Source organism: Delftia sp. DLF01, from assembly GCF_014852125.1.
GTDB classification, from domain to species: Bacteria; Pseudomonadota; Gammaproteobacteria; order Burkholderiales; family Burkholderiaceae_C; genus Comamonas; species Comamonas acidovorans.
In genome coordinates this window covers 1,155,506-1,170,271 of record NZ_JACVAZ010000001.1, presented here as the reverse complement: position 1 = coordinate 1,170,271, position 14,766 = coordinate 1,155,506, and the positions used below count along the sequence as shown (strand labels likewise).

The 14,766-nt window shown below is 64.5% G+C and carries 3 protein-coding genes (1 of these 3 running past the window's edge); all 3 read right to left on the bottom strand.

Translation table 11 applies throughout. The features are described 5' to 3' along the window. Nucleotides 1–271: 271 nt before the first annotated feature. Tightly spaced (each overlapping or abutting the next), the 3 genes in view from IB269_RS05030 to IB269_RS05020 form a layout consistent with a single transcriptional unit that may run on beyond the window. A complete protein-coding gene (locus IB269_RS05030; protein WP_192366538.1) occupies nucleotides 272–748 on the bottom strand; it encodes a hypothetical protein in 477 nt (158 codons plus the stop codon). Then, entirely contained in the window at nucleotides 733–11,559 is a 10,827-nt protein-coding gene (locus IB269_RS05025) for an RHS repeat-associated core domain-containing protein (protein WP_192366537.1), read from the bottom strand. Before IB269_RS05025 ends, IB269_RS05030 begins: the two co-directional genes overlap by 16 nt. Then, on the bottom strand, nucleotides 11,559–14,766 hold the final stretch of the coding sequence (locus IB269_RS05020) for a CARDB domain-containing protein (protein WP_225613957.1). 14,021 nt of this gene lie beyond the right edge of the window; 3,208 of the gene's 17,229 nt are visible here — the last part of the coding sequence; its start codon lies off the right edge, out of view; the stop codon is at nucleotides 11,559–11,561. Before IB269_RS05020 ends, IB269_RS05025 begins: the two co-directional genes overlap by 1 nt.

Genomic DNA, 14,766 nt, shown 5'->3' with positions numbered 1-14,766 from the left:
CGGACGAGCTGGTCCTGGGCGTTCCAGTGGTAGCTGGTGGTGGAGGTGGCGGCACCCTTGGTCTGCGCCTGCGTGAGACGGTTGCCGTTGGCGTCGTAGGTGTAGCTGGCGCTGGCTGCGCCGCTGATCTCGGTGCTGCTGGTTTCGACTGCCCCGCTCTGGCTGGTGCGGCGATTGAGGGCGTCGTACTGGACGGTGGTGGTGCTGCCACCCGGGGCACAGGCAGTGACTGCGGTATCGCCGCATCTCGTTCACTGAATATCAGTGCATCCTAGCCATGAATTTCAATTAATTCCTTCAAATATTTTTCCATAGCAACGAAATGTATGGCTGTTGCAAAAGGTCGCTTTGGATCCTGTTTTGAGTTTTCTCTAATTAAAGAGGGAATCTCCTCGTTAAGCCAGAGTTCTCGATGTGGATATATAGCATATTTTTCCCCTTCAATATCCTCAATTAACATGTGGCCACGCCAAGCATCCTCATATAGCCTATTTGAAATCAGAGAGATGAATATAATAGCCTCATCCCCAATAGACAATTGGGCATCCCCCCACGTCCCAGGAGAGCAGACAAAATCAATTTCCCTTCCTAAAGCAGATAAATCAATTCCTTTCTGCGTCGATAATATCTCCACCACTATCGCCTTCAATACTTGAGGCTCTGGGGAACTGATAACACGAGCCACTATGACATCATGCTTTTTTACCTTACTTACCAAAAAATCCTGTTTTCTCATTCTGGCTTCCATGGCATACCCAATTTCTCCAATAATGGCATGTAGTTTCTCATATTACCCGTCGCCTCTGGTATAGGTATACCAATACTCATTGGAAATGTCGCACAATTGAATGTGCATGAATTTTTCCCGGGGAAACCATACATAGTATTATTCATCGGACTATTTATTCCGATTGCATTATGCGCTAATTTTATCATATCAAATTGCTCATGAGACATAGAAATCCTATGTTCTATTACCGCCTGAGGAACACCACCTCGGCTAGCAGCGCTGCTGTTAGCAATTGATCGGAAAATAGCCGTGTCATCCGTGATAACTCCGGGATAACTTGCACCATTTCTTAGCGACTGCACCGCTTCAAAAGCAGAGATGCCATCAGGCATTTTTGGCCCAAATCCATAAATGGTTTTTCCTCCATCAAATGAATAACCAACATGCCCGGTTACAACATAAGGATGAGGCGCATCTAGAGCCATCAAATCTCTAGCAGAGCCTGCACCTCGAAAGCCAAAAAGGCTGACTGTTGGAACCTCTGTGTTTGAGGGCACTTCGCTTGCTGAGCTGTGTGTCCGAGCATCATTCCTCACAGCCTGAGCAGTCTTGCTCACCGACTTCCATTCCCCAGCCGCCCGAAGCCTGGGCCCTTCGGCTACCAGTGTCGGCGTTGTGTCGCTCACCTCTGGCCGGACTCTTGCCGCTTCTATGGTCGGCGTCTTCGCCGCCAGCACAGGCTCCGTGGTTTGGAGCTCCTTTGCCAGTGCTCTTGCTACGGTCCTCCGATCCAGGCTGCTTTTGATGGCATTTGCCAGAGGTACCGATCCGGCCCCCAACGCACCACCCACGCCCGCTGACGTGGCCGTTTGCTGCAGGTCATAGCCGCTCTGGATGCCACCACCCATGTGCGCCGCCTGCGTGGCGGCATCGCCTGCCGCGCCGCTGCTGGCTCCTACAACGGCAGCCACTGCTACACGTCCTGCGGTGCTGCTGGCTGCGCCCACCAAGGCACCTCCAGCAGCTCCAGTAGCCACGTTCAGTCCCGCTACGGCCAGGCCGCCGCCCACGCCTGCACCCCAATACTGGCCTTGGCTGATCTTGCCTTCGTCGTAGGCATCTCGCATGGGGTCGTGCACGCTGGCAAAGCCCAGCGTGGAGGCCACGTATAGGCCTTTGCCCAGGGCGTAGAGGGCGCAGGTGAAGCGGCCACATCCTTCTGCAGCGTTGTCGATCATGGTGGAGGTCGACTGCTCCCCATTCGGATCCACATACCGATACGGGTTGTACCTGCCGTACTGGTAAGCACCCCAGGTAATCGGCAGCCTCGCCTCTCCCTCCACCGGGTCACGGCTGATGAACTGGCCGCTGGCCGGGTCGTAGTAGCGTGCCCTGGCGTACAGCAGGCCCGTCTCCGGGTCTGCGTAGTAGCTGCCGAAGCTGTGGCCGTTGCTGCGGATTCCAGTACCCGCGTTGCCGCTGGCTTCGCTGTCCACGCTGCCGTAGGCGCTATACAGCAGCAGGCTGTCTGCCTTGGCCGTGCCGCCTTCGCTGGCGACAGTGGCCACCAGGTTGCCGTTGCTGTCGGCATGCAGTTGCGTGGTGCTGCTGGTGCTGCCCAGGCCGTTGGCGTATTGCGTGCGGTTGAACAGCCAGGGGGCAGTGTTGCCAGCCAGCACGGCTGCGTCGGTGTCGCTGTGCAGGGTCTGGGTGTTGTCTGTCCCGCGAATCTCGAAGCTGCGGCGGGCGTGCAGGCCATCCCACTGGATGCGTTCGTAGGCCAGCGGGCTGTAGGTAGCCGCGCTGCCTTGCGTGGCTTTGTTCAGGCCCGCGTTGCTGAGGAATTTTTCTGCGCGCAGGTTGCCTGCGTTGTAGCGGTACTGGGCCAGGGTCTGTGCGCCGCTGCCTTGGTCCTGGTCCACGCGGACGAGCTGGTCCTGGGCGTTCCAGTGGTAGCTGGTGGTGGAGGTGGCGGCACCCTTGGTCTGCGCCTGCGTGAGGCGGTTGCCGTTGGCGTCGTAGGTGTAGCTGGCGCTGGCCGCGCCGCTGATCTGCACGAGCTGGTCACGGCCGTTGTAGTGGTAGTCCAGCGTGCCTTCGGGTGCCGAGGCACCAGTTTCCAGGCCGTTGGGGCTGCCGACAGGCGGACCCGTGGCACCGACGGTGGCGACCACGTTCTGCTGGATGCGCCGGCCTCCCGCATCCAGCTGCCAAGTGGTGCGGCGCTCGGGCGTGGTGTGGCTGGTCAGGCGGTCCTGGGCGTCGTAGGTCCAGCTTTCCACGCGGGTGCGGTTGTGGCTGGCGCTGTTGCTGCCACCGGGCAGATGGGCGCTGAGGGCCGCGCTGCGGTTGGCGGCAGACAGGGATTCCGTTCTGCTGCTGCCGATGCGGTTGCCGTTGACGTCGTAGGTGTAGGCAACGTCCAGCAGGGTGTTGCCTGCGCCTGCCGTGGCCTGGGTGCTGCTGGTTTCGCCAGCCACGCGGCCGGCCTTGTCGTAGCGGGTGCCGGTGCTGCTGCCATCGGGGTGCAGCAGTTGGGTGACGCGGCTGGTTCTGTCGTAGCTGATGCGGGTGGTGCCGCCTGCCCCGCTCTGGCTGGTGCGGCGGTTGAGGGCGTCGTACTCGATGGTGGTGACGCTGCCGCCCGGGGCGGCTGCCGTGGCGGCCGTGGTGCCGATGCGGTTGCCCTGGGGGTCGTAGCTGTGCGTGAGGCTGTTGCCCCAGGCGTCAGTGGCCTTGACGGGCCGGTTGAAGGCGTCGTAGGTGGTGGTTTCGGTACGCGTGCCCTGGCTGTCGGTCTGGGCGGTGCTGGTCAGGTTGCCGTTGGCGTCATAGCCGAAGGTGGTCTGCAGCACGCTGCCCGGGCCGTTGCCCTGGCTGACGGTGGTGACGGTCTGCGTGCGCCGCCCGCGGATGTCCAGGGTGTGGACGAAGCGGTTGCCGTTGGCGTCGGTGTGTTCGGTCAGGCCGTCTGCGTTGTCGTAGCCGTTGGTTTGCACGGCTTCGCCGGCCTGGGTAGCGGGCAGTGTGGTGCGGATGCGGCGGTTGCGCGCGTCGTAGGCATGGCGTGTGCTTTGGCCGTTGAGATCGCGTTGTTCAAGCAGGTTGCCGCTGGTGTCGTAGGTGATGGTGGCCTGCGCCTGGCCGCTGTCCAGGGCCTGGGTGATGGTGGCCAGGCGGTTGGCCGGGTCGTAGGCGTAGCTGACGGTGGCACCGTTGGGTGCCTTGGCCTCGGTGAGGTTGCCTGCCAGGTCGAACGTGCTGTGGGTGGTGTTGCCCAGGCCGTCTGCCACGCTGATGGCGCGGCGGCGCTTGTCGTAGCCGGTGGTTGTGGTACGGCCTTCGGAGTCGGTGGCCAGGGTGACGTCGCCCATGCTGCCGCGCTGCAACAGGTCGATGGCGCCCAGGCTGCGGTTGGTTTTGACGAGCAGGCCGCGCTTGTCGTATTCGTAGCCGACCTTGTTGCCACGCGCATCGGTTTCAAACTGGATGCGACCGGCTTCGTCGTATTCGGTCTTTTGCAGCTGGATGCCGGCGCGGGTGGTGGCGATGACGCGGTGGAGCGCGTCGTACTGGTAGCTGGTGGCGTGGCCGTTGGCGTCGGTTTCGCTGGTCTTGTTGCCGTGCAGGTCATATTCGACCGAGCCGACCTGGCCCAGCCCGTCGCTGGTGGCCGTGCGCAGGTTGAAGTCGTTGTACTGGTGGGTCAGCACCCTGCCCCGTCCGTCGGTCTGGGTCAGGGGGTTGCCGACCGCGTCATAGGTGGTGGCGCTGGCGATGCCCAGGTTGTCGCGGACTTCGATGGGGCGGTTTCGGCTGTCGTATTTCGTAGTGATGACGTTGCCGCCGGGCGCAGTCACGCTGACGATGTTGCCGGCTGCGTCATAAACGGTGGAGGTGACGGCATTGCCCGCTGCCGTGGGCTGGCTGCGGCTGAGCTGCCGGCCGATGGCGTCCCAGGTGAAGCTGGTGGCGTTGCCGCGCGCATCGCTCTGGCTGGTGATGTGGCCGTCGGCGTCATAGGCCGTGGTACCGAGCAGGCCGATGGAGTCCTCGCTGCGGATGAGCCGGTTGAGCGCGTCGTACTCGAAGTTGACGATGTTGCCGTTGGGCCAGGTTTCCGTCACGCGGTTGCCGACCTTGTCGTGGCCGTACCGGGTCTGGTGGCCTTCGCCGTCCTGCTGCGCCACGATCCAGTTGCGCGCGTTGTACTGCCATTTCTGTGTCTGGCGCAGCGGGTTGGTGACCTGCAGCTTGTTGCCGAGCTTGTCGTAGTCGGTGTGGGTGACACGGCCCAGGGCATCGGTCTCCGCCACCACACGGTTGAGGGCGTCGTAGGCGAAGGCACTGGTGTTGCCGTTGGCATCAGTGCGGCTGAGGAGGTTGCCGCTTGCGTCATAGACCATGCTGCGCTTGCTGCGGCCCGCGATGGTCTGGCTGAGCAGCCGGTTCAGCGCGTCATGGACATAGGTGGTGACGCGGCCCAGCGCATCGGTCTCGCTGGTCTTGTTGCCGTTGCCGTCATGGACGGCAGTGCTGGTGGTGCCGTCGGCAAATTTGGTTGCCGTGCGCTGGTTGAGATGGTTGTAGGTATGCGTGGTCTGCCGGCCGAGCGCGTCGGTTTCCGTGGTGATGTTGCCCACGCCGTCATAGGCGTAGCCGGTGGTCTTGGGCGGGGTGGCGGGTTCGGTGCGCAGGACCAGGCGGTTGGCGTCGTCGTAGGCGTAGGTGGTCTTGTCGCCACGCAGATTGGTCTCGCTGGTTTTGTTGCCCAGCAGGTCATAGGTGATGACGATGGCGCCCGAGGGCAGGCTCTTGCGCAGCACGCGGCCCATGGCGTCGTACTGGTAGCTGGTGGTGCGACCTTCTTCATCGGTTTCGCTGAGCTTGTTGCCCAGCGCATCCCAGGTCTGGGTGCGCTGGCCTGCGTCGGCCGTGCCTGCGGCCAGCGTGATCCGGGTCAGCTGGTCCAGGGTGTTGTATTGCATTTCGCTGGCGCGGCCTTCGGCATCGACCACGGCGATCTGCCGGCCCCGGTTGTCATGGCGCACGGCGGTGGTGCCGCCCAGTGCATCGACGACGGCGCTGCGCATGCCGCGTGCGTCGTAGCGCATGTGGGTGACATTGCCGCGCACATCGGTGGTGCTTTGGCGGTCCCCGTTGGCGGCTACGCTGTGGCTGATGCGGCTGCCATCGGGCATTTGCTCGCCGGTCAGGTTGCCGCGCGCATCGAAGCTGGCTGTGGAGGTCAGTCCACGGCGGTCCGTGAAACTCAGGCGCTTGTTCTTGATGAAGGGCGGCGCGGTCTGAGCCAGCCAGGTCTGCGATGTGGAGACGGCCTGGGTGCCGCCGCCACCGCTCACCTGCTCGCTGGTCTGGTTGCCGTTGGCGTCATAGGTGTAGCTGGTGACGACGCCGTTGGCATCGGTCTTGCTCAGCATGAGCACGTCGTTCACGGCCCAGGTCATGGACGTGGTACCCGCTGGGCCGGCAATGCTGAGCGGGTTGCCGTATTTGTTGAAGGCGTAGCGCGTCAGCTTGCCACGGGCGTCGGTGACATCGGTGGCCGGTTCCTCCGGCTTGGCGTTGTAGGCGAAGGCGGTGTGCCCTCCATCGGCGGCGGTGACGCCGATGACGGTGGATTCGAACGAAGGGATCTGGCCATTGCCGAATTGGCGCAGGACCGGACCGGAGTGGTATTTGAACTGCGTGACCTGGCCCAGCGCGTTGGTGTGGCTGAGCAGCAGGTTGGACATGCCCAGCGGGCCGGTGTGGTCGCTGTAGCTATAGCTCTCGGTGGCCTCCGGCGCGTCGGTGCGGGTGATCTTGACAAGGTTGCCTGCGGCGTCGTACTCGAACGCCAGCCCCATGTCCTCGGGGCCCTGCACTTTCTGCAGCACGTTCACCGCTGCGCCCGAGCCCACGAAGGCCCGGGTCTGGTAGAAGAATTGCAGGGACTGCCCATAGGCGTTCTGCACCTGCAACAAGGGCGCATCCACGCCGATGTCATAGGTGAGGGTCAGCGCGTTGCCGTTGGTGTCGGTGATGGACTGCAGGGCCCACTGGCGCTTGCCGCCGATGAAGCCGAAGTGATAGCGCGTGCCATCCTTGGAATAGAAGTCGTAGCTGCGGTCGCCGTTGTTGGCGATCAGAGTGCCGTGGTAGCCCTTGGCCGGTGTGAGCGTGCCGTTGCCCTGGGGCAGGAAGCGGATGAAGCCGCCGTCTCCGGCATTGACCAGGATGTCGCCGCAGGCCGTGGTGGACAGTGAGGCATCGAAGTTGTGCCCCCAGTTCACGCCCAGCACGCCGACGCTGCCCGATCCCCCGGAAGAGTAGGACGGGCGCAGCGCCAGCTGCGGCCCGCGTGCGGCCACGCCCATTCCCATGCCGGACAGGTTGATGCGGCCGGATTTGACATTGACGCCCTGAATGAGGATGTTGCCCACCGGCAAGGCATCGTTGAGCATCAGTTTGGAGATGACCAGGCCCTGGTTGGGCTCGACCGATCCATCCTTGTCGCTGACGGCCGTGAGGGTGAAGGCGTAGCCGTTCCTGGCCGGCAGCAGGGCATCGGGCGCCAGCGTGATGCTGTTGGCACCCATGGCAAATGCCTGGCCATCGATCAGGCGCACGGGGCTGCCCGTAGACACCGGATTGTCGTCATCGCTGAGGCGGGTGGCCTCCAGCGTGATCCTGGCGTTCTGGCTCAGGATGAAGTTGAGCGCACTGCCCTGGGCGCAGAAGCGGTCATTGGCAATATCCACGTCGCGCATCAGGCGCAGCACGCGGTCGTAGCTGGTGACGATGCGCTGCCTGAAGGGCAGCTCCATCTTCTCGGAGATGATGTCGTCATCGATGTAGGCGTCGGCCTGGTAGGTTTTGGCGATGTCGAAGCGGTTGCCGCGCTCGATCTGTGCATTGCCTTGTTTCTGCCGGCTCTCGGAAGGGCGAACAGCCACAAGCTGCCCGTCCTCGAACACGCGCACCTGAACCGCTGGGGCAACATAGTCGTCAGGCTCCACCTGGAAGCCGACCTGTATGGGGTAGACGTTCAGGCCCGCATCCGACAGATAAAGGCGCCCGGGGTCCACACCTTGATCGGTATTGGCAGACGTAATCACGCTGATGGCGGCCCGTACGCCAAATACGGCCCCGCCTGCCGAGGCCATGGTCAATGGCTCGCTCCTCGGCACGGGGTTGCAGCCCGTCCCCATCACATCAAGGGTGTAAGTTCCCCCCAGATTCCAGAGCAAATCGTTGCTGGCGGGACTGGCACCCGTGATGACATGGCTTTGCCACTCGGCAGCGCCCACCTGTGAAAAATTCACCGCCCGACCACCGGCGGACACTTGCAGTGAGGCCGTTGCGCCCACGGTGGGCTCGAATGTGCGTGTTCCGGTGAAGACACAACGGCCGCTGGAGTCCGTACCCGTGCTGGCGCGCTCCTGAAAAAGCGTCAGTCCGAAGGGCCTTGCAAAGCGCTTGCCCGCACCCGTCGCGGCACTGGGCCGGCCATCCTTGTCCCAGTAGGCCTTTGCCAGACTGAGCAATCTGGGCCATGCCGAACAGCTCGTTTCCACCTGGACCTCGACCGTGGTGAACAGGCCGCCTGCGGATATCTGTACCGGTGACCGGGTGGCATTGGTCGGTCCTGGAGTGATTTCCAGGAACGCCACTCCGTCGGTGTTGGTGTCATGGGGACCATCCGCCGTGGCGGGTACAGGTCTGACAGCAGGGTCGCAATTTGCGGAGGGTGCGAGGCCCGTGCCCGTGACGCGGACGTTGGCCACAGGATTGGCGAATTTGTCCAGGACCTCGACGGAAAAGCTGCTTTGCAAACTGGCCAGTCCAGGCACTGGACTGCCTTGACCAAGCCGCTTGGTGGTGAGGGTGGCCGCAACGCCCGGAAGCGCCAGCACCCGCAAAGGCTGCGGGGGCTTGAGAGTTCCCGCCGCAGAGGCTACGGAGGCATCGAAGATGTTCAGGCCGGCCTGCGTGACATGCTTGTCTCCAGGCTTGACCAGAACATAGACCGACGACGTGAGGGTGGACTGGCCAAGCGTGACCGTGGTGCTGGCAACGCCCAATGCGTTCGTCGTGCCGGTCGCCGGGCTGACACTTCCGCCGCCGCGAACAGCCATGAAGCTGACGCTGGCCCCCTTCACTGGCCGCCCGTCGCGGTCACGTACGCGCACGCTCATCGACTGCCCCGCCAGCGACTGACCGACCGTGCCTTCAAGGTCCGTTCCGGCATTGAGCATCTCGACGCTGGCACCCGAAGACGGGTCGTTGTTGGCCGCATCGGTATGGGCGCCTGCCAGGGCATCGGCCAGGAACTGGAGCGTCCAGGGGCTCTGCGCCGTGGCCCCGCCGGCAATGCCGCCCGAGAGGAAGTAGCCGCTGGCTCCCGTGGCAGGGTCGCTGACGATCCAGCCCATGCCGCGCCATGCGGCATGGGCGATGCTCTGCGCGGGAATCTCCACGCTGTAGCCCGACTGCAGCCAGGAGCGCAGTTCAGCTTGGGTGGCCTGCGCCAACGGCAGCGTGGCCAGTTCAGGCGCATTGGGCGATGTGAGCGTGAGCACGGTGGCGTTCTGGGCCCGTGCCAGGGCGATGAGCTTGTCCGCGGACACGGACTCGGCGCCGAACTGCGACTGGAACACGCTGTGCTCCAGCGAAGAACCAGCCAGTCCTATGGCGGCCTGCAGCCTGCGCGCACCGGCCGCATCGGCGGCGATGACCTCGGTGGGGTGTGCTGCGGCGTCCATGGTGACGCCCTTCCACTCCAGCGTGTACGGCACGCCATTGATGCTGTAGGCGTTCAGGGCATTGCTGACAATGGTCACCGACGGCGCCGGGTGCACGACGGCGGCGCCGCTCAGCGCAGCGCCGCCCGCCTCGAAGACGCTCCATTGCGATTCGTAGCGCTGGATGATGCCATCCAGCAGGCGGGCAGCGTCATATTCGCCATCGCGCGCCGAAGGTGCGGATCTGCGGGCCACTCCGGACTGCCCCACGCCGATGGCGTGATAGGCACCGACGAGGAAGTTCTGCTCCACGGTCTGCGTGTTCGCCGGTGTCTGGATATCCAGGCGGAACTTGACCTGGCTGCCGCCCGCCAGGGGGGTCAGGCCCACCTTGTGCTGGTAGCCGTCCAGACGCAGTTCCGGGCGCAGCTGATAGAGGTAGACCGGCGCCAGGTCCAGGCCGCCTGCCAACAAAATGGCGCGATGGTCAGCCAGCTCTGCCGGGATGTAGTTGATGGTGGCACGCTGGTTGAACAGGTCGTGTACGGGCAGGCTGATATCCAGGCCGGCCTCCCCGGCTCCCGCAGCGTCATTGAACAGGCGCAGGCGGGCCGTGGAACGAACCGCGCTTGGCAACGCAGAGGATTCCGCCGTGGTGGCCACCACCGTGAAGGCCAAGGTGTTGGGCAGCAAGCCCAGCGTCTGGAGCCTGATGGGCGCAGGCGCCACGGCGGCCTCGTAGCTGGAGGATTTCAGTTGCAGTGCCGCATCGACGCGCTCGCGCATGAAGGTGCCGAAGTCCACCGCCTGCACCTTGGAGCGGTACTGGCTGGCAAGCTCCTGGAGATCCAGGCCCAGACCTGCCAGGCCCACGCTGGCGGATTTGGGCTGCAGGGCCTTGTGGAACACATCCAGCGGCAACCAGGTCTTGCCGGAGGCATCGAGCACGATGCCGCGATAGTTGGTGTAGGGGACCTGCACGGCCACCCAGGTATGTTCGATGCGAACCATCGCAACGCGCCCACCCTGCACAACGGGCGAGTAGGCAATGCCGGCCTTGGCCAGCATTTCAGGCACCTGGCCGGGATCGCCCAGGCCGGCGGCGCTGGCAATGCCGTCCACGCCGATCTCGGCCACGCCCTGCACATAGCGGGCGGGCGCACCTGCGGCACGCAGCATGGCGATCAGCAGCGAGGCCTGGTCCACTGCATTGCCCGCGCCCGTGCGCAAGGTACCCAGGGCACCCTTGGTGCTGCCGCTGTACCACTCGCTGCGAATGCCGTTGCGCACGTACTCGTAGATGCGGACATAGTCGTAGCCGAGTTCCTTGGCCTTGGCGAGTATTTCCTCGCTCAGCGGTGCTTCCGGTGCATCGGCCACGTCCTCCGGCACGGCGGCAATCTCCTGCCCTGCCTCGTAGCTGGGCAGGATGGCCGGGGCACTCACCGGCGCGCGCACAGCCAGGCCCAGCGGCCGCACGGGCAGCATCGCAGCGCGAAGTACCGGAGCATTGACTTGAGCGTGGCTGGTCGCCTGAAGCGCCTCGCGCAGCGCCCCCATGGCCTGTGCTTTTTGCTGCTTGTCGCCATCCAGCCCTAGCATGGCGGCGGCCAGTTTCTGCAGCAGTTGGTCGATCTGCGCCTGCACGGAAGCACGGCGCGCTTCAAAGGCTGCGGGCAGCGACGGATCGGCAAGCCGGCCCTTGAGGTCCAGGCTGTCTTCCTGAGCCAGCATGGCACTCGCACGAACGCGCTCATGGGCCTGCCGGATGCGGGCGACATCCCCGGTGGCCACGGCATCGGCCATGCCCCCCAAGGCCTGGGCCAGTTGCTTTCCCGTGGTGTTGCGCGCGGCAATGCCGCCACCAGACCGGTTGTCCACGCTGCGCAGCAGGGCCCAGGCATCGCGGCCTGCCGAGATGGCGTTGATCACGTCCTCCTGCGTCACGGGCGCAGGGGTCGATGGCTCCGCAGCCCGGGCCGGCGCGCTCTCCGGGAACAAAGTGGCCAGAGCCATGACGACACACAGGTGGCGCAGCCAGGCCGAGGTCTTGACACGGGTGCAGAAGGAAGCTGAAGACATCATTTTTTTCGTATTTTTCCGAGAGCGCGATGGGCAACGAATGTCATGGCCAGGCACATCAGGACCAGCATGGCCCGGTCGGAGGGCCAAGCAGGCACCGCAACAGGCTCCTGCACTGCGGTGCCGAGGACCGTGAAAACGACGGTGCGCTGTGCCTGGTTGCCTGCACGGTCGCGGGCGGTGATCTGCAGCACATGGGAGCCCGGACGGCCCACGCGCTGGCCCTGGCTGAACGGCTGCCCGTCCAGGGTGCTGGCAACGCTTTCCAGGTGCGCGTCCACGACCTTGAACGAGATGGTCTGGCCGGCGGGATAGCGGCCGCCATCGGCCACGCTGAGTTGCTCGATGGCAGGCGGCGTGTTGTCCACCGTCACCGTGCGGACCACGTCGGGATGGCTGACGCCCTGGCTGTCGACAGCCCGCACGCGCAGCAGGACAGGGCCATCGGCCAGTTGGGCAAGAACCGTTTCATGGGCGCCACCGCCACGCGATGCCATGGCGGTGTAGGAAGCACCGGCAGCAACGGCCATCTCCAGGCGGCTGATATTCGCGGCAGGCACGACCGTGGCCAGCACAGGCACGCCGGATCGGACCACGGCATTGGCCGCTGGCGCCGTGATGGTGACAGCAGGCGTGACCCCACTGCCTGCTGTCACCTGGAACCTGACCGTCACGACGGTTTCATTCCCCGCGATATCGCGCGCTGCGGCGGTCAGGACATAGGTGCCGGGCGTGCCGACGGGGCTGCCGGATACGTAGGGCTGCCCATTGAGCATGATGGAGCTGTTGGCCAGGTGGGTGTCGCTGATCGCGATAGCGGCGCTGGCGGAGCCGATATACCGGCCATCCTCAGCCACGCCCGTGACAACCACCTGGGGCGCCGTGTTGTCCACGGTGAAGCGGCGCACCTGCACGTCCGAAACGTTGCCGGCGTTGTCGGTGGCACGCACCGATGCGGCGTGTGCGCCATCGGGCTGTCCGCCCACGTCCAGCGTGTGCTTGCCGGTGGTGGGCGACAGGGCCAGGCTGCTCCATTGTTGCTGTCCGTCCAACCTGTACTCCACCGAAGACACGCCGGAGCCGCTGTCCGTGGCCGCAACGCTCAGTAACCCTGCACGGCGCACGTGCGCACCCTCGGCCGGCTTTTCGATGAAGACGGCAGGCGGCGTGGTGTCGGCCACGGGCAGGCGGATGGAGAACTGCAGCGAGGCCGTGGCGCCGTTGCCCGCCTTGTCCACGGCCTCGACACTCAGGGTGTAGTCGCCATTGGCGGCCACAGGCGTGCCGCTGGCGTACGCAGAACCATTGAGGGTGATGGAGCTGCCCAGCAGTGCCAGATCGGTGATGCCGATCACAGGCGTCACCGCTGCAGCGTACTGCCCTGCGGCGACACCGGAGATGGTGATCACGGGAGGCGTGTTGTCCACGGTGAAGCTGCGCGCATCGGTGGTGGCCTCGTTGCCCTGCGTATCCCGGGCACGGACGACGACGCTGTGCACGCCATCGGCCAGCACGTCCAGCGAGGCCGCATACAGGTTGGCATCGTTCTGGCTGGTATCGACGGCCAGGGGCGCGAAGGCTTCGCCATCGATGCTGAACTGCGCCTCTGCCACAGCGGATTCCGCGTCCACGATGGCTACGGTTAGGCCGGTAGTGGCGCGGCGCAGGTAGGCGCCGGCCAGCGGTGTCCTGATGTCGATCACAGGTGCCGTGGTGTCACCGGCAGTGGACTGGATGCTGAAGCGCACCGTCCGGCTGGCGGTGTTGCCCGCCAGGTCGATGGCATCCACCTGGAGCACATGGGAGCCCGTGTCGCTGATGCGCGTGCCCGATGCAAAGGTCGAACCATCGAGTCGGATCTGCGCCACGGACAGATTCGGATCTGTCACCACGATGGTGGGCGTCACGGGGTTCGCGTACACGTTTTCGGCGACACCTGAGATGGCGATCACCGGAGGCTGGCTGTCCAGAACAAAGCTGCGCTGCACGGGCTGCGATACGTTGCCGGAATGGTCGGTGGCACGCGCTGCGAGCTGGTGTGCTCCGTCTGCCAGGGATGGCAATACCCCCACATAGCTAGAGCTGACCGGGTCCGACAGTGTCGTTGCCTGCCAGCCGCCACCATCGACCTGGAACTCGACCGTGCGCACACCGGACAGCAGATCCGTTGCCGCAACCTGCACCGATTGCGCCGCGCGCAGATGGGCGCCCTGCACAGGCTGCCTGATCAGGACCGTCGGTGGATCGAGCTCGAACACCGCCACTTCACGCTGCCTGAGCAAATGCGGCTCCGATGCGCTGGCAAGGGACATCCGCCCCGCTCCAGGCGCAGGTGCCAACGAGGTGCGCAACTGGATCCACAGCGCGCCGATAGGCATGCCCTGCGCGGAAAAGCTGAAAGCCGAGCGCGTTTCGGCACCACGCGCCAAGGAGGCAACGCCGTGCGACGAGCGCGCAAGCACCGTGTTCGAGCGGGGCTCCAGCACAACCACCTCGTACTGCAGGTCGCCCAGATCGGTCTGCCCGCTGTTGGTCAGGATGGCCGTGCCGGCAATGCTGCCCGTGTACGGCAGCCTGTCACGGTCCAGCACGATGTTGCCAGTCAGCGAGGCCACCGGATGGGTGACCGCCACGATGTCGAATGTGGTGTTGCTGCGCGCGACTTCCCGCCCCTCGAACACGACCCACAGATCGGCCGTGTAGGCGCCTTGGGCAAGGCCGGCCGTATCCAGCGTACTGGCCATCTGGGTGACCGCGACAAGACCGACTTCGTCCGAGGTCTCCAACACGGCCTTGCCAGCAGGGTCGAGCACGCGGACGAAGGACTGCGCCTTGCCAAGGGTCGGGGAGGAACCCGCAGGATCGACCTGCGCCATGATGCGCGCCACGGTGCCGGGCGTATAGGTGACGCTGTCACTGCGGACTTTGGCCTCGATCCGAACATGGGGCTTGACCAGGAAAGGCGCTGTTGCCTGGGCCAGCACGACCGGGCCATCCATCCAGGATGCGCGCACCTTGTACGGGCCGTCGAAGATGGCTGGAACGCTCCAGTTGAAGTCCACGCTCCGGCCTTGTCCGTAAGGCAGCAGGGACTGGGCTTGCGCCGGCAGCGTGGCAACGGCATGCCCCTGGGCGTCTTCGATGCCCAGCTGAAGTTGTCCCGAGATGTCCGCACCGCCGTTGAAGAGTGTGACGCTGCCGTTCAGC

What these genes read in the sequence shown, in the direction of transcription:
- IB269_RS05030 (WP_192366538.1), bottom strand. Translation starts at nt 748, where the DNA reads ATGGAAGCCAGAATGAGAAAACAGGATTTTTTGGTAAGTAAGGTAAAA.
- IB269_RS05025 (WP_192366537.1), bottom strand. Translation starts at nt 11,559, where the DNA reads ATGTCTTCAGCTTCCTTCTGCACCCGTGTCAAGACCTCGGCCTGGCTG.